Origin of the sequence: Acinetobacter sp. ACNIH2 (assembly GCF_002934965.1) — a bacterium.
Classification (GTDB): Bacteria; Pseudomonadota; Gammaproteobacteria; order Pseudomonadales; family Moraxellaceae; genus Acinetobacter; species Acinetobacter tandoii.
On record NZ_CP026412.1, the window covers coordinates 539,747 to 560,516 of the forward strand.

The window sequence follows — 20,770 nt, forward strand, 5'->3', positions numbered from 1 at the left end:
TGTAATAAAGAATAGATTTTTAAAATCAATTCGCTACTATAGTCAGCAGATACATTTTTGATGTCATCCAAAACATCGTTTACGTATTTATGGTAATCAACCTGTCTAAATTATCGAACATCAGTAATCCTGTTTACTGTGTCATTTTTTGATTCTAATTTTTGATTACACTATAGATAATGACGCTACCTTTGCAAACATCACTTAACCAATAGAGGTTTCTATTCCTATGGCCATCGATTTTAAGCAAGATATTCTCGCCCCTGTAGCTCAAGACTTTGCTGAGATGGATACATTTATTAATGAAGGAATTACCTCTAAAGTGGCATTAGTGATGGCAGTCAGTAAACACGTGGTTGAAGCAGGCGGAAAACGCATGCGCCCGATTATGTGCTTACTCGCAGCCAAAGCCTGTGGTGCTGAAGATTTAACACAACAACGAAAATTAGCTGCCATTATTGAGATGTTGCACACTGCAACGCTTGTGCATGATGATGTTGTCGATGAGTCTGGTTTACGTCGTGGTCGTCCAACCGCAAATGCAACATGGAATAATCAAACAGCAGTTTTAGTCGGTGATTTTCTGATCTCACGTTCTTTCGACTTATTAGTCGATTTGAACAATATGATGTTATTAAAAGACTTTTCTACAGGAACCTGTGAAATTGCTGAAGGTGAAGTATTACAGCTACAAGCTCAACATCAACCTGATACCAATGAACAAACGTATTTAGATATTATCCACGGTAAAACTTCACGTTTATTTGAGTTAGCAACTGAAGGGGCTGCTATCCTTACAGGTACACCAGAATACCGTGAACCCCTCAGAAAATTTGCAGGCCATTTTGGCAATGCCTTCCAAATTATTGATGACATTTTAGATTACACATCTGATGCTGAAACGCTTGGTAAAAATATTGGCGATGATTTAATGGAAGGTAAACCCACTTTGCCTCTCATCTCAGCACTACAACTTACTACAGGTGAACACCACCAAATTATTCGTAAGAGTATTGCAACTGGTGGTACAGCACAACTCGATCAAGTCATCGACATCGTACAACAGTCTGGCGCATTAGATTATTGCCGCAAACGCGCCACAGAAGAAACGGAAGCTGCTTTAGCAGCACTTATGGCCTTGCCTGATACACAATATCGTCAAGCATTATCTAATTTGGCACAATTGGCTTTACACCGAATTCAATAAAGTAGACTTACTTATTTGCTTATGCATATACAATTTAATGATGTATTGCGGAACATGCAGCAACAGCTTGAGCTTTCTCAGGCTGTTGATGATGTTTTGCTGATTGAACTGGTCAATCAAATTCGACCCAGTGACAGTAAGAACATAGATGAAATAGAACAAAAATTTCAGCAATTTATTCAAATCCTTTTACTTACACCCCATGCTGCAATTACCTTACAAAGTTTTCTTCTACGCCTAATCAATCAATACAAACAAACCAGTTTATTTGCCGATACAGGCATTTTATCGCTTGATGGTTTTTGGAATCAGTTGGCTCAGCGTGTAGGTGCTCACTTTTTACCCTTAATCCATGATGAAACCCAACTTCAAGAACTGGTTCGACGAGTGTTTCATCAGCCGAATGACCAATACTGGCTAGATCAAATTTCTGAAAAAAATTGGCAGCAGCTATTTCAACTTTTAAATCAAGGGCATAGCAATCAGAAAGAAAAGCTCAAAATTAAAAGTGAGCTGATTAAAGCAATTACCGTAATTTCATATCGAATTAGTGGCATTGGCTTATACCCTGAATTTATTAACGCTCAACCTGAACTGACTGAATACGAATCTCCATTTTTAGAACAAAATCGTGAGATTATTGAATTTATTCAACATTATAAAAAATTGCATCAAAATCGGGATGAATTTGCGGTCATTGCACCACCCGATGCTTCACAAGCCTTGGTCATGATTGATCAATGTCGAGAAGTCGTTTTAAAAATTCGACGTGCCACCAAAAGGATTGGGGTGAGTATCAGCCTCACCTATTTGCTCTCATTATTAGAGCAATGTCTTGATCGGGTTGAACTCCTTTTGCAAATCATTGTTGAAGAAGATGAGCTTCGTTACCACGCGATAGGAAGCCTGCTCACCGATATTAGCCAAGCGATTTACAATGAACGTAGTGTTCGAGCCTTGTTGGCAAACAATAGCGAACTTATTGCATTACAAGTCACTGAAAATGCAAGTAAAACGGGTGAACACTATGTAAGTACGGATAAAAAAAGTTTTTGGTCTATGTACCGCTCTGCTGCAGGTGCTGGGGTAATTATTGCCATCATGGCGACCCTAAAAACTTTAGCCTCTCGTGTAGTCATGGCACCGATTATGCAAGCGTTTGTGTATAGCATGAATTATGCTTTTGGTTTCATGCTTATTCATATTGTACATTGTACCGTTGCAACAAAACAGCCGGCCATGACCGCTGCCGCACTTGCATCGACCGTACAGCATCGCAAAGGCTCTAAGACAGCTCAAATTGCTGAATTAGCCGCTTTAATTATTAATATTATTCGCACCCAGTTCATCGCAATTATTGGCAATATTTCTATAGCCATTCCAACAGCGGCATTGATTGCTTGGCTATGGCAAACAGGACTACATGAACCGTTAATGAATCATGTCAAAGCGGCAAAAACATTACATGATTTAAATCCATTTACCTCTTTAGCAATTCCACATGCAGCCATAGCAGGGGTATGTCTGTTCTTATCAGGGTTAATTGCTGGATATTTCGATAATATGGCAGTTTACCGAAAAGTTGGCCCTAGACTTAAAGCACATCAAAAATTGAAATTATATATAGGGCAAGAACGCTTAAATAAGCTCGCAGAGTATGTAGAACGAAATTTAGGTGCGCTCGCGGGTAATTTTATTTTTGGGATCATGCTCGGCAGCATGGGCACTCTAGGTTTTATTTTAGGTCTCCCTTTAGATATTCGACATATTGCCTTTGCCTCAGCCAACTTTATACAAGGTCTCATGAATATTAATGATAGCCCTGATATTGGCCTAATTATTGTATCTTTTTTAGGCGTACTTTTAATTGGTCTAACCAACTTATTTGTAAGTTTCACCCTCACGATTATTGTTGCTTTGAGGGCACGTCGCGTTCGTTTTGAGCAATGGAAACCGTTAGCAAAGTTAGTACTGACCCATTTTTTAACACGTCCAAGTGATTTCTTTTGGCCACCAAAATCACCTTTAGTCGTTGACGAAACTACAAATACTCACAAAACTTTAAGTAAATGATTTGTTATATTTCAACTCTACTATAGAGAAATTTAATCGAGTTCACACAGGCTTGAAAAAAAGTGTACTGACAAGTACACTTTGACCCAAATGTTAACTGGGGGAGTCCGGTTAAACGAACAAGAGGTTAATGCATGCCGTACTTGTTGCTTATTATTGGTTGTTTTTTGTTATTTTTCAGTGTCTTGATTTTAAACACTCCCAGTTTGCTTTCATTTGATCTGGCTATTGTCGAATGGGCAAGTCATCATCGTACTGAAAGTTTAAACCAAATAACAACGCTACTATCAGCAATTGGGGGGATGCCAGCTGTACTTTTTTTTACCACTTTATGGTGTTTCTATCTAACTTGGTATAAAAAATACACATATATTTTGCTAATTTGTTTAGGACTTGTTGGAAGCGGAGCCGTTGCTTGGCTACTTAAATACTGGATTGCAAGACCACGCCCACCTGAAATATTTCATTTGGTTCAAAGTTATGGTGCTTCTTTTCCAAGTGCGCACAGTGTTTATGCTGCTGCTTTAAGTGGTTTAGTTATTTATTTATACCGTGAACACTCCAAATACTCATATATTTATTGTTTTGCAGTTATATGGTTCATTTTAATGGGGTGCTCAAGAGTGTATTTGGGCGTACATTTTCCTTCTGATGTTCTTGCAGGTTGGGGCATAAGTTTTATTTGGATTACCCTGCTATACATAGTGTTACAACACTCTATGAAGCAAAAATAAATTAATTTTTAGATAATAATCTAACCGAGGTGAAACAATGATGTCTGCAAAGCTTTGGGCTCCGGCCCTCACCGCTTGCGCATTAGCAACAAGTATTGCACTTGTTGGTTGTAGCAAAGATCAAAAAGATGCGCAGCAAGCTGGTGCATCTCAACAAATGCCGCCAACAGAAGTTGGTATCATTGTTGCGCAACCGCAAAGCGTCGAACAGTCTGTAGAGTTATCTGGTAGAACCACAGCATTTGAAGTATCAGAAGTTCGCCCACAAACCAGTGGTATTATTCTGAAACGCTTATTTGCCGAAGGTAGTTATGTCCGTGAAGGTCAAGCACTTTATGAGTTAGATTCTCGTACAAACCGAGCTACACTTGATAATGCAAAAGCTGCCCTCTTACAACAAGAAGCCAACTTAAGCTCTCTGAAAACAAAACTCAATCGCTATCAACAACTGGTTTCAAGCAATGCAGTTTCGAAGCAAGAATATGATGATTTAGTCGGTCAAGTTAGAGTGGCTGATGCTCAAGTTGCGGCTGCGCGTGCACAAGTCAAAAATGCCGAAGTAGATTTAGGTTATTCAACCATTCGCTCTCCAATTTCTGGTCAAACTAACCGTTCAACGGTAACAGTAGGTGCACTTGTAACGGCGAATCAGGCAGATCCATTAGTAACGATTCAACGTTTAGATCCAATTTATGTGGATATTAACCAGTCTAGTACCGAATTGTTACGCCTACGCCAGCAGCTCAGCAAAGGCAGTTTGGACAGCAGCAATAACACACGTGTGAAACTTAAACTTGAAGATGGTAGCTACTACCCAATTGAAGGTCGCTTAGCGTTCTCAGATGCCAGTGTAAATACAGAAACAGGGACTGTCACAATTCGTGCAGTATTCCCAAATCCGAATCACTTGTTATTACCAGGTATGTTTGCCAATGCGCAAATTGTACAAGGTGTGATACCTAATGCAATTTTAATTCCTCAAGCGGCAATTACGCGTACCCCAACTGGTCAAGCAATGGCCATGATTGTGGATGCGAAAGGGGCAATTGAGGCACGTCCTGTAACCACAGTGGGTGTTCAGGGGCAGAATTGGATCGTGACTGAAGGTATTAAAACGGGTGAAAAAATTGTGGTGGATGGTATTGCGAAAGTAAAAGCAGGACAAACCGTTTCTGCAAAACCATATCAACCTCAAACTGAAGCACCAAAAGCATCGGCGCCAGCTTCTGCTGAAAAACCAAAAGCACAACAAGCTGAATCTAACACTGAACAAAAAGCTACTTCACACGCATAAGGGGTAGACTGAATGGCTCAATTTTTTATTCATCGCCCCATTTTTGCGTGGGTGATTGCACTGGTCATTATGCTGGCGGGTATTCTAACTCTCACCAAAATGCCTGTTGCTCAATATCCTACAATTGCACCACCAACGGTGACAATTTCTGCGACTTATCCTGGTGCATCTGCACAAACTGTAGAAAATACAGTCACTCAAATCATTGAACAACAAATGAATGGTTTGGATGGTTTGCGTTATATTTCATCTAACAGTGCAGGTAATGGTCAAGCATCAATCAACTTGAACTTTGAGCAAGGGATTGACCCAGACATTGCACAAGTTCAAGTACAAAACAAATTACAATCGGCAACAGCGCTTTTACCTGAAGATGTACAACGTCAAGGGGTAAAAGTCACTAAGTCTGGTGCGAGTTTTATGCAGGTTCTTGCATTTTACTCTCCTGATGGAAGCTTATCTGCTGCCGACATTAAAGACTATGTAAACTCTAACATTTCTGAACCGCTGAGCCGTGTCGCAGGTGTAGGCGAAATCCAAGTTTTTGGTGGTTCTTATGCCATGCGCATTTGGTTAGACCCTGCCAAAATGACCAGTTTACAAGTCACGCCAAGTGATGTTGCTGCTGCAATTAATGCTCAAAACTCGCAAGTGGCAGTAGGCCAGTTGGGTGGTGCACCAGCTGTAAAAGGTCAAGTACTGAACGCAACAGTAAATGCTCAAAGTATGTTGCAAACACCTGAGCAGTTTAGAAATATCTTTCTGAAAAATACGGCCTCAGGTGCTCAAGTTCGCTTAGGTGATGTTGCTCGTGTTGAACTCGGTTCAGATAACTATCAATTCGACTCTAAATTTAATGGTAAAGCTGCTGGTGGTGTTGCGATTAAACTTGCAACAGGTGCCAACGCACTCGATACTGCGGCAGCCGTTGAAGAACGCTTAAGTGAACTTCGTAAAAACTACCCAGATGGTTTAAAAGATCAACTGGCGTATGATACGACGCCATTCATTAAGCTTTCGATTGAAAGTGTAGTTCATACTTTAATTGAAGCCGTATTCTTGGTATTTATTGTCATGTTCCTGTTCTTACAGAACTGGCGTGCAACGATTATTCCTACGCTTGCGGTGCCTGTTGTTGTATTAGGTACATTTGCAGTCATTAATATTTTTGGTTTCTCAATCAACACGCTCACCATGTTTGCGATGGTACTAGCCATTGGTCTTCTGGTCGACGATGCAATTGTCGTGGTCGAGAACGTTGAACGTGTCATGCAGGAAGATCATTTGGACCCTGTAGCCGCGACTGAAAAGTCGATGCAACAGATCTCTGGTGCATTGGTTGGTATTACTAGCGTATTAACTGCTGTATTCGTTCCAATGGCCTTTTTTGGTGGTACGACTGGGGTAATTTACCGTCAGTTCTCCATTACCCTTGTAACCGCAATGATTTTGTCATTGATTGTGGCATTAACATTTACTCCTGCCCTGTGTGCGACCCTGTTAAAACAACATGATCCAAATAAAGCAGAAAGTAACAATATTTTTGCTCGTTTCTTCCGTTGGTTTAACAGCAGCTTTGAAAAACTGTCAGTAAAATACCAAGGTGGTGTCAACCGTATGACCCATCACAAAGTATTCTCTGGTGTCGTTTATATTCTGGTCATTGCTGGTTTAGTTGGCCTTTACAAAGTCTTACCTTCTTCGTTCTTACCAGATGAAGACCAAGGCGTGGTGATGACTCTAGTTCAGCTTCCACCAAGTGCAAGCCTCGAACGTACCGACAAAGTCATCACTACCATGACAGACTACTTCTTGAATAAAGAAAAAGAGAATGTAGATTCAATCTTTACCGTTTCTGGTTTCTCATTCACTGGTGTAGGTCAAAACGCAGGTCTTGCCTTTATTAAACTCAAAGACTGGGATGAACGTACTTCTCCAGAATCTCAGATTGGTGCAATTATTCAACGCGGTATGTCATTGAATATGATCAAAGATGCCTCTTACATCATGCCATTGCAATTACCAGCAATGCCTGAATTAGGTGTAGCATCAGGTTTTGATATTCAGTTGAAAGACGCAAGTGGTCAAGGACATGACAAACTGATTGCTGCGCGAAATGCTATTTTGGGTATGGCTGCACAAGATAAACGTCTTGCAGGCGTACGTCCAAACGGTCAAGAAGATACACCTCAATATCAAATTACTGTTGACCAAGCGCAAGCAGGTGCAATGGGTGTCAGTATTGCCGATATTAACTCGACAATGGGTATGGCTTGGGGTGGTTCTTATATCAATGACTTCGTTGACCGTGGTCGTGTGAAAAAAGTTTATGTACAAGGCGAAGCAAATACACGCATGATGCCTGAAGACCTAAACAAATGGTACGTGCGCAATAACGTCGGTACGATGGTTCCATTCTCAGCATTTGCAACTGGGAAATGGACGTATGGTTCACCACGTTTAGAGCGTTATAACGGTGTATCTTCGGTGAACATTCAAGGTACTCCTGCACCTGGTGTAAGTTCGGGTGATGCGATGCTCGCAATGGAAGAAATCATTGGCAAACTACCATCTATGGGCTTACAAGGCTTTGACTATGAATGGACAGGTTTATCTTTAGAAGAACGTGATTCAGGTAGCCAAACAGGTCCTTTACTGGTTCTTTCAATGTTAATCGTGTTCTTATGTCTTGCCGCATTATATGAAAGCTGGTCTATCCCTGTTTCAGTATTACTGGTTGTACCTCTAGGTATTATCGGTGCCTTTACTTTGACATGGTTAGGTATGATCATTAAAGGCGATCCGAACCTGTCATTTAACATCTATTTCCAAGTTGCAATTGTTGCCGTTATTGGTCTTTCTGCAAAAAATGCGATCTTGATCGTAGAATTTGCGAAAGAATTGCAAGAAAAAGGTGAAGATTTATTTGATGCAACTTTGCATGCTGCAAAAATGCGTTTACGCCCAATTATCATGACTACCCTTGCCTTTGGTTTTGGTGTACTTCCGCTTGCACTTTCTACAGGTGCGGGTGCAGGAAGTCAGCATTCAGTAGGTTTTGGTGTACTTGGTGGTGTGATTAGTTCTACACTTTTGGGTATTTTCTTTATTCCAGTATTCTTCGTTTGGATTCGTAGTATCTTTAAATACAAACCTAAGAAACAAAATAATCAGGAGCAAACATCGTGATGCAAAAAGTATGGTCTATTTCAGGTCGTAGCATTGCGGTATCTGCACTTGCGCTTGCTTTGACTGCATGTCAAAGCATGCGTGGTCCAGAACCCGTCGCTCAAGCGGATATTCCAACAGGATATATTGGTTCAACAACAGGTCCTTCTGTTGCTGAACAAGGCTATAAAGACTTTTTTGCTGATCCACGATTAGTACAAGTCATTGAAATGGCTTTAGCGAATAACCGTGATTTACGTACTGCAACCTTGAATATTCAACGTGCGCAGCAAACGTATCAGATTAGCGAAAACAACCAATTACCAACCATTGGTGCAAGTGGCAGTGTGCTTCGTCAAGATACCCTGAGCAGCAACAAACCGATGACAACTTATAATGTTGGCCTCGGTGTGACTGCTTATGAGTTAGATTTTTGGGGTCGTGTTCGTAGCCTAAAAGACAATGCCTTAGATAGCTATTTAGCGACTCAAAGTGCACGTGATGCAACGCAAATTTCATTGATTGGTCAGGTTGCACAAGCTTGGCTGAGCTATTCGTTTGCCAATGCCAACTTAAAACTGGCCGATCAAACGCTTAAAGCACAGCTTGAGTCTTACAATCTGAATAAAAAGCGTTTTGATGTCGGTATCGATAGCGAAGTCCCTGTACGTCAAGCACAAATTTCGGTTGAAACTGCACGTAACGATGTTGCTAACTACAAAACCCAAGTTGCACAGGCACAGAACCTGTTGAACCTGCTGGTGGGTCAACCTGTACCTGCAAACTTATTGGCTTCACAACCTGTTAAACGCATTACCCAAAGTACGGCGTTGACAGCGGGCTTGCCAAGTGATTTGTTAAATAACCGTCCAGATGTCCGTGCTGCGGAATACCAATTGTCTGCTGCGGGCGCCAATATTGGCGCGGCAAAAGCAAAGTTGTATCCAACCATCAGCTTAACGGGCTCAGCAGGTTATGCATCAACAGATTTAAGCGACTTGTTTAAATCTGGCGCTTTTGTCTGGTCACTCGGTCCAAGCTTGGACATTCCAATCTTTGACTGGGGTACACGTCGTGCCAATGTCAAGATTTCAGAAACTGACCAAAAAATTGCATTGTCAGACTATGAAAAGACGATCCAAACTGCATTCCGTGAAGTAAATGATGCTTTGGCTGTACGTGAAAATATTGGTGATCGTCTAGCGGCGCAGCGTCGCCTTGTAGAAGCCACCAATACCACATATAAACTGTCTACTGCCCGCTTCCGCGCTGGCATCGACAACTACTTAACAGTACTGGATGCACAACGTACATCATACTCTGCAGAACAAGGTTTGCTATTGCTTGAACAAGCAAATTTAAACAACCAAGTAGAAGTATATAAAACCCTCGGTGGCGGGGTAAAAGCCAATACTTCTGATCAAGTGGTGAAACAACCCTCTTCTTCAGATTTAAAATATAACAAAACTGCAAAATAAACCTTGCAACATGAAAAGCTCACTTCGGTGGGCTTTTTTATTGCTTTTTTACAGGCTTTTTCCTATCTTCAAAGAGAATCAAATCATTTAAAAATTGAATATTATGCTTTTAAGTAACCTTGAGTCCGTTCCAGGACATACGATTTCCCAGCAACTGGATGTGGTCTACGGCAGTACCGTTCGGAGTAAACATGTGGGGCGTGACTTTCTGGCGGGTTTAAAAAATATTGTTGGCGGTGAACTTACGGCATATACCGAGCTTTTAGAAGAATCACGTCAAGAAGCCATGTGTCGTATGATTGCAAAAGCTCAAGCTTTAGGGGCCAACGCCATCGTAGGAATTCGTTTTTCAACCTCAAATATTGCTCAAGGTGCTTCAGAATTATTTGTTTATGGTACCGCGGTCCGTGTTACCCCGTTAAATAATCATCTCCCCGATCCATTTCCTACACAGGTTTAAACAATGGAAAGTTTAATTTTCCAGTTACTCATCTTTGTGGTGCTATTCAGTGTTGGTTTTGGCTTTGGCCGTTATAACGAACGCAAACATCTGGCAGAGCTTGAACACAATGAAAGACGCCTCGCCTACATCACCGTAGGGAATTTGCGTAAAGTGAGTTTTGAGCAGTCTGGGCACATGATCAGCAGCAATGTTGTAATTTCACATGATTATTTCAAATATGTACTGGCCACCGTGCAAAACTTTTTTGGGGGTAGACTTACCAGCTATGAAAGTGTCGTGGATCGTGCGCGTCGTGAAGCGGTTGTCCGACTCAAACTTGAAGCAGAAAAATACGGTGCAACGCATATCGCCTGCATAAGACTAGCGACCACCGAAATGGGGATGCAAGGTGGCATGGTTGAGGTTTTTGCTTATGGCACAGCTATTTTAAAACCCTAATTTTTCAACTCCCCGCTAGAATGACTGACAAGTAACCCAGACCGTCTGAAAAGTCTTGTCAGCTATTGCTGTTCTGAGACATGCTTTAGTGAAGATAGCTCACTAAAGCAGCGTCCCCTACACTGTTCACAATAAATACCCACATGGTTCACTGACTTAAAAGCATCGAGAGATATGAAATCTTTAGCATTTAAAATAAGCATAGCTGCGCTCACCATGATTCCATTTACAACTCAAGCCGAATTAATTGTCTTAGCATCTCCGCAAAGTCATGATGCCTACTATGCAAAAATGATCGATGATATTTTTGATTTTCATATAGATTATGCGAAAAAAATTATTAAAAATGGAGACAACGTCGTTATTTTGACAGACCAATATCTTTACCCCGAGTACGTTAAAGCATTGGGCAAAAAGCATGTGGCGATCACCCCGATGCAGGATATTTGGATGCGTGACTTTACCAGCGCCAATCCTGCGCAACCTGTGATGTTCCGCTATACCGCCGCGGGACAAGGTGGAGGAAAGAAAGGGCAAGCCATTTCAGATCAAGTGCAAGACGAATTTAAATATTATAGCCAGAAGGCAGGTTTACAGTTTACTCAAAGTAAGCTGTTGAATGATGGTGGTAACTGGGTTGAAGATGGTTATGGCAATGTCGTGCTCAGCACCAAATTTTTAACTGATAATAAGCTAACTGAAAGCGAGGCTCGGAAAAAACTGATAGCCTTAACAAATGCCAAACAAATTGCATTTATTGAAGCCGATGAACAAGGCGGCTTAGAACATGCCGATGGTGTGGTCAGTTTTGTCGACCAAAATACCTTGGTGATTAACTCCTACCCTGAAGATCCGGACTATGCCAAGCGACTCGTGGTAGATTTAAAACGCGGTATTCCCAATGTGAAAATTCATGAAATCATTACGCCATATGATGGCAGCGAAATTTACGATGAAAAATTTGGTTCAGCTTGCGGCTTGTACACCAATATGCTGGTCACCCCCGAACGGATTTATTTCCCACAGTTTGGAATTAAAGAAGATGCTATCGCCTTAAAACAAATTCGGGGTATAATTAAACGGACTGTCATTCCCGTACAGTCCTCAAAAGTCTGCCATATGGGCGGTGGCGTACGTTGTATGTCTTGGCAAGTTCGTAGCAAAAATGCAGAATTATTCTTAAATTATTTAAACAAAATCAGCCAATAGATCATTCATCAATTTATGTAGCTTTAATCAAAAAGGAAGAAAGCATGGCTTTCCCCCCATGCTTCCCAATTTACTTGACTTTCGCTTTACGAATCATTCGATACAGAGCACTTGGTGATAAACGTGAAACCAGTACGCCTAATTTTTCTTTACGCCCACCAATCACAATATATTCATCACCTTGCATTAATGATTTAACCGTATATTGTGCAAATTCATCTGCTTCTAGACCATTAGCTGTTGCTTCATTATCAAAGCCTTGTGCCTGACCCGCTCCATTTAAAGCATTAATGGAAACGTTGGTTTTTACAAAACCTGGAAAAACTACCGAAACATCTACCCCATCTTCGGCCACTTCTGCCCTTAAACTGTTTGCCCACATATGAATGGCTGCTTTTGCAGCAGAATAGGAAGCACGATATTGCGTCCCTAATAATCCTGCAATACTCGAAACAAAAACCACTCGACCTGACTTTTGTTTTAAAAGTGTAGGTAAAACAGTTTTGGTTAAAAATACCTGCGAAAAGTAATCAACTTCCATAATGGTACGTTCAGTTTGCATGGTCGTTTCAGTAATCAGGGCACGCTGACTTAAACCTGCATTATTAATCAGCCAGTCAATACGTCCTTTAGCAGCCAAGACTTGTTCATACGCATGTAAGACTTGAGCTTCATTGGTAATATCTGCACAAATTGAAAGATGTAAATCTGGATTTAACAATCCAACACGCACCTTTTCCAATTCATCGATGCGACGGGCAGTCAGCACCACTTGTGCACCTTGTAATGCACACTCTTGTGCCAAGGCTTTACCTAAACCTGAAGATGCCCCAGTAATCCATACCACCTTATTTTCTAAACTGTCTAGCTTAGCCATTATTGTCTACCCTGATTCGATTACGGCAATTGCCTAATTGTTGGTTGAATTTTCTAAAAAAACAAGAAAATGATTGAAATAATGACTCATGGTTTTAGCATCATATTGCATACCCAATTTATCAAAACGCTTATAGCCCATTTGAGTGGTGACATGAATGACCCCATTTAGAGTCTTATCCACCACTACATTAAATTTCAGCATTGTTTTCGGAACCCGAATTAAATGTGTCACGCCCTGATCCACAATTTGAGTAAATGCCTGTAAAGCAGGAATCACTGCAGCGTTATTACCTTGTTGCATTTCTTCAGCAGAACTGAGCAACGCTTGAACACTGTCTTCATCGACTGGATAGGACAAATAAAATTCACCCTCTTTTTGATACATCAGTTCATGCAGATAATTCACCATCGGCAGCAAACGCTCATTGCCAAAAAATGACACCGACCATGGCATATATTTACGCGTGGTTTCCATAATGTGCTGGATTACTTTGGCAGATTCATTATCCCCCGAATGCGAAATGCGGGTGATCTCACCAAAAACTTGATCAATCACTTCATAGGAAATATCTGCCAGCACCTCACCCAATGCTTTAGCCAAACTCTCGGTTTGACCTTGATTAAGTTGTTGATGAATATCCTGAAAACGTTGATGGGTTTCTGATTTCAACTTAAGTGAAATAACATAACTCATTCTATTTTTTCCTTTTTATCAAGTTCTACGATCTTATGCGCAGTCGTTATACAGACTTCATCATAAAACCTCTCACTTGCCGTGACAATTGCAGAAACAAAGCATTTGACGAACATCCCAAAGCCGTTATTTTTTTGCTACACTAGGTGCAATTTTTTATTCACTTTTTATCTGTTCTGACTATGACTGATTCTGCGCAAAATATTGCTACGACTTACGATCCGACTGAGATCGAGAAAAAATGGTACCAAACTTGGGAAGAGCGTGGCTATTTCAAACCATCTCAACAAGGTGAATCATTCTGTATCATGATTCCGCCACCAAACGTCACTGGCAGTTTGCATATGGGTCATGGTTTTAACAATGCCATTATGGATGCCTTAACACGCTACAACCGTATGTCAGGCAAAAACACCTTATGGCAGCCGGGTACAGACCATGCGGGTATTGCCACACAAATGGTTGTTGAACGTCAATTGGGTGCTCAAGGTGTAAGCCGTCATGACCTTGGCCGTGAAAAATTCATCGAAAAAATCTGGGAATGGAAAGAGCAATCTGGCAACACCATTACCCGTCAAATCCGTCGTTTAGGTTCATCTGTAGATTGGTCTCGTGAACGCTTCACCATGGATGAAGGTTTATCCAATGCCGTAAAAGAAGTGTTCGTGAAATTACACGAAGACGGCTTGATCTACCGTGGCAAACGTTTGGTAAACTGGGATCCAAAATTACAAACTGCGCTTTCTGACCTCGAAGTTGAGTCGGATAAAGAAGAAGCAGGTTCATTGTGGCACTTCAAATACTTCTTTGAAGATAAAAACCTACGTACCCACGATGGTAAAGACCACATCGTTGTTGCAACGACGCGTCCTGAAACATTGCTCGGTGATACAGCGGTTGCTGTTGCACTAGATGATGAACGCTATACACACCTTGTGGGTCAGAACATCATTCTGCCAATTACAGGCCGTGCAGTTCCAATCGTGAAAGATGAATATGTTGATAAAGAATTCGGTACAGGCTGTGTGAAAATCACCCCTGCGCACGACTTTAACGACTATGAAGTCGGTAAGCGTTGTGAACTCCCAATCATCAACATCTTTAATAAAAATGCAGAAGTGTTGGCTGAGTTTGAATATATCGCGAAAGCGGGCGAGCAAATTTCTAAAACCATCCCTGCTCCTGCGGACTATATTGGTTTAGAGCGTTTTGAAGCGCGTAAAAAACTGGTTGAACAAGCGGAAGCTGAAGGTTGGTTAGATCAGATCCAACCGTACACACTTAAACCACCTCGCGGTGACCGTTCAGGTGTGATCGTTGAGCCATTATTGACGGATCAATGGTATGTGAAAATTGCACCATTGGCGCAACCTGCCATTGAAGCGGTTCAAGACGGTCGCATCAAGTTTGTTCCTGAGCAGTACAGCAACATGTACATGGCGTGGATGAACAACATTCAAGACTGGTGTATCTCTCGTCAACTTTGGTGGGGTCACCGTATTCCAGCTTGGTACGATGCTGAAGGCAACATTTATGTAGGTCGTAACGAAGCTGAAGTACGTGCCAAAAACAACATCCCTGCTGATGTTGTGCTTAACCAAGATGAAGACGTACTGGATACGTGGTTCTCTTCTGCACTTTGGACGTTCTCAACCCTTGGTTGGACTGGTGATGCCAAGAAAGATGCAGAAAACTATTTCCTCAATACCTTCCACCCAACTGATGTGTTAGTGACTGGTTTTGACATCATCTTCTTCTGGGTCGCTCGTATGATTATGTTTACGATGCACTTCATGAAGAATGAAGATGGTACGCCACAAGTGCCGTTTAAAACGGTCTATGTTCACGGTTTAGTTCGTGATGGTGAAGGTCAAAAAATGTCGAAGTCGAAGGGCAACGTACTTGACCCATTAGATTTGATTGACGGTGTAGACCTTGAGACTTTGGTACAAAAACGTACTACAGGTCTAATGAACCCGAAACAAGCAGCGAAGATTGAAAAATCAACCCGTAAAGAGTTCCCAGAAGGCATTCAAGCCTATGGTACAGATGCAGTGCGTTTCACCTTCTGTGCACTTGCGAACACCGGTCGTGACATTAAGTTCGACATGAAGCGTGTTGAAGGCTACCGTAACTTTGCTAACAAAATCTGGAACGCAACGCGTTTCGTGATGATGAACTGTGAAAATCAAGAAATTGGTAGCGAAGTTCGTCAAGACCTTTGGGAATTGCCTGAACAATGGATCGTGAGCCGTTTGCAAAAAGCAGAAGCTGCGGTACAACAAGCTTTCGCGACTTACCGTTTAGACTTGGCTGCACAAGCGATTTACGAGTTCATTTGGAATGAATACTGTGACTGGTATGTCGAACTAACCAAACCTGTTCTGAACGATGAAAATGTATCAGTTGAGCGTAAAGCTGAAGTTCGTCGAGTACTCCTTGCTGTAATGGAAGCATCTTTACGTCTTGCACATCCGCTTATGCCGTATTTGACTGAAGAAATCTGGCAGACGCTTGCACCGAAACTTGGTATTTCTGGCGAAACCATTATGTTGGCGCAATACCCTGTGGCCAACCCTGAGCGTGTAAACGAACAGGCTGAAGCAGACATGCAATGGCTTCAAGGTTTGATTGGTGCGGTACGTAACATTCGTGGTGAAATGGGCTTAGGTAATGCGCGTTTATTACCTGTGTTGCTACAAAACACGACGGAAGCTGAGAAAGCTCAAATCACGCGTATTGAAGCGTTGTTTAAAGCCTTGGCGAAAGTAGAAAGCATTACGTTCTTGGCTGACGGTGAGCAACCACCATTGTCTTCTTCTTCTGTGGTTGGGCATGCGTCTGTATTCGTTCCAATGAAAGGCTTAATTGACCCGAAAGCGGAATTGGGTCGTTTACAGAAAGACTTAGACAAAGTGCAAAAGCAGCATGACCAAATTGCGACTAAACTCGGTAATGAAGGTTTTGTAGCGAAAGCACCTGCGGCTGTCGTTGAAGGTGAAAAAGCGAAATTGGCTGAGTTTGCTGACCAGTTAGCGAAGATTAAAGCGAATATGGAGCAAATTGCAGCGCTTTGATGCTGTAGTTTGATATAAAAATCCCCTCTTGGTGAGGGGATTTTTATATTTAGTTAATAACAATATTTTTTAAAAATTCAATTAACTTAAAATTAAGGTCACGGATTTCATCAATAGTTACATATTCATATTTTCTATTTTCATAAATCCATTGTAAAAATTCTTCACTATTATCAAAACGGTCTATAAGTTCTACATTTTGGTTAAATAAATAAGGTAAAACTAATACATCACCTCGGCTATCTTGATAATGAAAACGGTCTGGCCATTGAATTTTAGCACTAAAACTTAACTTTCTGAAATCGCCCCAAGCAGGGAAAATTTTTCTACATCCTATTTCATGAAAACCTGAACCTATTTTCAGTTCTAGTAATTTTTTTAAGTAATTATTTGAAATTGGCTGAATATCTTCCTTTGAGAAGCTATATTCACTCAAAGAAGATTCTACCAAATCAATTTGATAATATATATTTTCTTTTGTTATTATAAAAAGTATCAAATCTAAAATATCTCTATTTGATTTATTTTTTATAATCTGATGCCCTGAGACTTCTTCTTTCTGAACTTCAACTAATGATAATTCAGATATTTCATTCTCTTTTATTTTTCCAATTAAAGCCCCCAAGGTAAATGCGTCATGATTTATTAAGTTGACAAAAACAACTAAACATGCGAAAAGACATTTTTGGTTAACCGATGTTTGCACATGCCACGGATTGTTACCGTCCCACTCAGCTTAGAACAGCGTGCACAACTAATTCTCCTGACCAAGCATGCAGCACATTGGCGTGAAAGACAACGTGCCCAAACCATTCTCTGGCTTTCCGAAGGTAAAACTGTTGCCGAAGTTGCTGCGTTACAAGAGCGTATCCCAGAAACCATAAGGCTACAACGCCGACATTGGGAGCTACATCAGTTTGAATCGATTCAAGAAGGTCATCGCTCAGGCCGTCCCAATACACTGACCTCAAACTATCAGGCTCAAATCTTAGAGTGGGTCAACACAAGTCCACTCAATGCAGAACAAATCCGAGTCAAACTGCATGAAAAACACGGTGTATCCGTGTCTGTTGAAACTCTTCGCAAGTTTTTGCGAGATTCAGGCATGGTCTTCAAACGCACCCGCCACAGCTTGAAAAAAAAGAGACCCGACCGCATTTGGACAAGCGCAACAGCAGATTGAAGCATTACGTGAGCAAGCGGCACGTGGTGAAATTGTATTGGGCTATGTGGACGAAACAGGATTTTCGGCTACGCCAGATAATCGTTATGCATGGACAAAGATAGGCGATGTTCATGCGGTTGATGCTGTAAGACTAAAGCGAGTTAATGTGATGGGTTGTCTGCTGTCAACGGGTCATCTGATCACCAGTTGCCTACAGGAGTCCGTTAACAGTCGCTGGTTTTATGCCTATTTGATGGGTGTAGCAGCACAGGTGAAACGCAGCTATCAAGTTCCTTTGGTGTTGATTGTTGACAATGCCTCGATTCATCGCAGCAAACAGATGGTAGATTGGCGCAAGCTTCTTGTACAAGAGTATTCAACGACTTTGTATTTTCTACCTGCGTATAGTCCTGAGCTGAATAGAATTGAGATGGTTTGGAAGCAGATGAAGTATAACTGGCGGGATTTTAAGGTGATGAAGGCAGATCAAATAGAGCGTTGGGTTGGGCAGATTTCAAAGGGTTTTGGTAATGAATACATGTTTACTTTTTAGTTGATACTTAATATTTTTAAATTATTTAAATCAGAAAGCATTATGTCACTTATTTTTTCAAAATTATAAAGCCCTGTAAAACAAGCCACTGCATAGGGTTTTTCATCATCCAAAATTTCTTCATATTTTGTTTGAATATAATTTCTAACAGCTATTTTCACCTTATTTCTTGCCTTACCTTTTGCTTCATTTAAAATTTTCTCTCGATTATATGTCAAAAATTTATCAGCTCTTTCCCCATAAAAATCAATAACCGAACTACAGAAGCTCAAATCATTATATAGATTTAAGTCTTTAAAAGCTTGCCCTCTAAAAAATGTATTAAAATTACCATAATTAAAATCACCAAATCTAATTTTTGAAATTAGGATACCTGTTTCTTTATCATAGTAATATGATTCTTGATTATTTTTTTTACTTAATAAATTACTACCAATAGGACTTTCCATGAAAAAATTTATAAAACTATTTTTTATACTTAAAACCTCATAATCACGTAAATTTGATCCAGATTTAGTAAAATCATAACCATTAAGCTTTGTAGATATTTCACGCTCTCCAAAAGGCAAAGAAATTCTTTGTGGGAAATCTTTAATTTTCATATCAATAAGGAAACGTGTTCCATAATCAGATAATATGTTTTGATTAACTTTTTTTATGACTACACTACCTCTATTTTTATTAAACTTTATTTTTAATGTTTCATTATTAATTATAGATTTTGTAATTATTGAAAATTTATCATTAAGTAAATATGCACTTTGAAGACCTATACCAAACATACCTGATGGTCTAAACCATTTAGGCATAGCTTTAATAGTTTTTATTTTATTTTTATTCTTTCTTGAACCACCAACCTCAAGCATAAATTTCAAAGTATCAAAATCGATACCAGTCCCATGATCTGTAATCTCTAAAGTCCATATATCATCTTTTTTTTGTTGAAATTTTACTTCAATAGGATATTGCCTATACAGACTTTGAATAGATTCATCTAAAGGACTTTCGGCTTCATCTACAATTTTCGAATCTTCTAACCAAATTCTTTGTAATGTTGCATCTACACCATTTTGTAGAATTTCGCGAATGCTATCTACTTTCGACGTATAAAGCCCTGTACTTCTCAATATCCCTAAAACGGCATCATGGTTAATTTTAAAGTTAGGTTTCTTGCCCTTTTCTAAAATTAAATAAGGCTCTTCTATATCAACCCTTGGAGTAGTCAAAGTCGGTAAGCGACCTAATTCTTTATTGGGTACAATTTTATCCCAGCTTTGTGTTTGATTATGATATTCCTGCTGTAACCATGAAAACCAATCATGTGTTACTTCATACGCATCTGGATTAGGACAAACAGAATCGACTTCAACTCTTTCTGAATCTATTCGTAAATGTCTAATAGACTGGTGCTTCTCATTATGAATATGACTTAAATGAGGCATATTATTACCGCACATATTCATCATTACTGGGCAAAACCGATTATCATCTACATCTAATAGATCGCCCATTCTAATCAAACAAGCCACATATCTTGGATGACAGTCTTCTGAAGCCATACCTGCTTCTGCATGTGGCAATTTCATAACATCATCAAAATTATCACCATGTGCTTTACAAATATCAGCTACAACACGGAAAAGCCTACTCGGTAGCAGTTCATTTCTGGGTGAATCCATTCCAATTTCCTGTAATGGATTTCGTACAATATTTGCAGAATTCTGAGGATGTTTTCTTCGATACCATTCAGCTAGTAATTGTATGTAATTATGGAAAAATGAATGCGCTTTAGCATTTTTAGGAAGGACTGCTTTTTCTTTTAACCATCTTTTAGCAAAGGACTGTAATTCATTATCTTTATCTTCTTTTAAACTTACTACAAATTCTTCGAACTCTTGAGAATTCATATCTTCTATTTGTTTTTGAGTGATCACCATTCCTATGTCATGGTTGTAAGCTGACTCAAGGAGTAACCATGTATCAGTTGCACTTAAAAATTTAATTTTATCGCCTAACATTCTTTCAATATTCACAATAATTTGTTTCGAATGCGAAGCATCGTGACGGCTATAATGTGGAAAAATTGTATTTATATTTTGTAATGCTTTACTGATAAGCTCTTGATCAAACCTCCATTGGGATTCAAGAAGTTTCAAATGGGGATGGCGATTGCATGCTACTTCAAAATGTTTTTCTAAGCTATAGAATTGATCATTTTCAATCGTGATATTTGAATATGTCCCCATTTAACCCTCACAAATAGATATAATATTTTTATCAATATTATCATAAATTTAAAAAAACTTTTTTTGCGAAAAATTTCTTCTTATTTATAAAA

16 protein-coding genes are annotated in these 20,770 nt (G+C 40.0%); 12 read left to right on the plus strand and 4 right to left on the minus strand.

Annotated elements, in window-relative coordinates; all coding sequences use genetic code 11:
- Positions 1-229 precede the first annotated feature (229 nt).
- The 9 genes from sdsA to C3F34_RS02605 all read left to right on the plus strand — a co-directional run bounded on the left by sdsA (position 230) and on the right by C3F34_RS02605 (position 12,064).
- Positions 230-1,207, plus strand: a complete 978-nt coding sequence (sdsA, locus tag C3F34_RS02565) for an All-trans-nonaprenyl-diphosphate synthase (RefSeq protein ID WP_044740895.1) — start codon at positions 230-232, stop codon at positions 1,205-1,207.
- A 21-nt stretch (positions 1,208-1,228) separates the two neighbouring features.
- The gene (locus C3F34_RS02570) at positions 1,229-3,280 is read left to right on the plus strand and encodes a site-specific recombinase (RefSeq protein WP_104441018.1); all 2,052 of its coding nucleotides are present in this window, start codon (positions 1,229-1,231) and stop codon (positions 3,278-3,280) included.
- A gap of 134 nt (positions 3,281-3,414) precedes the next feature.
- On the plus strand, positions 3,415-4,014 hold the full coding sequence (locus tag C3F34_RS02575) for a phosphatase PAP2 family protein (protein ID WP_044740897.1): 600 nt from the start codon (positions 3,415-3,417) through the stop codon (positions 4,012-4,014).
- A gap of 37 nt (positions 4,015-4,051) precedes the next feature.
- Positions 4,052-5,308, plus strand: a complete 1,257-nt coding sequence (locus C3F34_RS02580; protein WP_104441019.1) for an efflux RND transporter periplasmic adaptor subunit — start codon at positions 4,052-4,054, stop codon at positions 5,306-5,308.
- A gap of 12 nt (positions 5,309-5,320) precedes the next feature.
- Positions 5,321-8,497, plus strand: a complete 3,177-nt coding sequence (adeJ, locus tag C3F34_RS02585) for a multidrug efflux RND transporter permease subunit AdeJ (protein WP_104441020.1) — start codon at positions 5,321-5,323, stop codon at positions 8,495-8,497.
- Complete coding sequence (gene adeK / locus C3F34_RS02590; protein ID WP_044740900.1) at positions 8,497-9,954, plus strand: multidrug efflux RND transporter AdeIJK outer membrane channel subunit AdeK; 1,458 nt, start codon at positions 8,497-8,499, stop codon at positions 9,952-9,954. The genes adeJ and adeK overlap by 1 nt, the downstream gene beginning before the upstream one ends.
- Before the next feature lie 103 nt (positions 9,955-10,057).
- Positions 10,058-10,414 carry a YbjQ family protein gene (locus C3F34_RS02595; protein ID WP_104441021.1) on the plus strand — a complete coding sequence of 119 codons (357 nt, stop codon included), beginning with the start codon at positions 10,058-10,060 and terminating at the stop codon, positions 10,412-10,414.
- 3 nt (positions 10,415-10,417) lie between these two features.
- On the plus strand, positions 10,418-10,855 hold the full coding sequence (locus C3F34_RS02600; RefSeq protein ID WP_016165762.1) for a YbjQ family protein: 438 nt from the start codon (positions 10,418-10,420) through the stop codon (positions 10,853-10,855).
- A gap of 174 nt (positions 10,856-11,029) precedes the next feature.
- Positions 11,030-12,064 carry an agmatine deiminase family protein gene (locus tag C3F34_RS02605; protein ID WP_104441022.1) on the plus strand — a complete coding sequence of 345 codons (1,035 nt, stop codon included), beginning with the start codon at positions 11,030-11,032 and terminating at the stop codon, positions 12,062-12,064.
- Between the two features lie 70 nt (positions 12,065-12,134).
- Here C3F34_RS02605 and C3F34_RS02610 read toward each other — a convergent pair whose 3' ends face one another.
- The gene (locus C3F34_RS02610; protein WP_104441023.1) at positions 12,135-12,941 is read right to left on the minus strand and encodes an SDR family NAD(P)-dependent oxidoreductase; all 807 of its coding nucleotides are present in this window, start codon (positions 12,939-12,941) and stop codon (positions 12,135-12,137) included.
- A gap of 33 nt (positions 12,942-12,974) precedes the next feature.
- The gene (locus C3F34_RS02615) at positions 12,975-13,637 is read right to left on the minus strand and encodes a hypothetical protein (protein ID WP_104441024.1); all 663 of its coding nucleotides are present in this window, start codon (positions 13,635-13,637) and stop codon (positions 12,975-12,977) included.
- A gap of 182 nt (positions 13,638-13,819) precedes the next feature.
- Between C3F34_RS02615 and C3F34_RS02620 the strand changes: the two genes are divergently transcribed.
- Positions 13,820-16,714 carry a valine--tRNA ligase gene (locus C3F34_RS02620; RefSeq protein ID WP_104441025.1) on the plus strand — a complete coding sequence of 965 codons (2,895 nt, stop codon included), beginning with the start codon at positions 13,820-13,822 and terminating at the stop codon, positions 16,712-16,714.
- Between the two features lie 49 nt (positions 16,715-16,763).
- Here C3F34_RS02620 and C3F34_RS02625 read toward each other — a convergent pair whose 3' ends face one another.
- Positions 16,764-17,339: a hypothetical protein gene (locus C3F34_RS02625; protein ID WP_158654326.1), complete on the minus strand. Its 576-nt coding sequence runs from the start codon at positions 17,337-17,339 to the stop codon at positions 16,764-16,766.
- Between the two features lie 81 nt (positions 17,340-17,420).
- On the opposite strand from C3F34_RS02625, the gene C3F34_RS02630 reads away from it, so the two are divergent.
- Together C3F34_RS02630 and C3F34_RS02635 are read left to right on the plus strand one after the other, a co-directional pair.
- Positions 17,421-17,897, plus strand: a complete 477-nt coding sequence (locus C3F34_RS02630) for a helix-turn-helix domain-containing protein (RefSeq protein WP_004677047.1) — start codon at positions 17,421-17,423, stop codon at positions 17,895-17,897.
- A complete protein-coding gene (locus tag C3F34_RS02635; RefSeq protein WP_126038012.1) occupies positions 17,893-18,432 on the plus strand; it encodes an IS630 family transposase in 540 nt (179 codons plus the stop codon). The genes C3F34_RS02630 and C3F34_RS02635 overlap by 5 nt, the downstream gene beginning before the upstream one ends.
- Here C3F34_RS02635 and C3F34_RS02640 read toward each other — a convergent pair.
- Positions 18,429-20,678 carry an ATP-binding protein gene (locus C3F34_RS02640; RefSeq protein ID WP_104441027.1) on the minus strand — a complete coding sequence of 750 codons (2,250 nt, stop codon included), beginning with the start codon at positions 20,676-20,678 and terminating at the stop codon, positions 18,429-18,431. The genes C3F34_RS02635 and C3F34_RS02640 overlap by 4 nt on opposite strands.
- Positions 20,679-20,770: the final 92 nt, after the last annotated feature.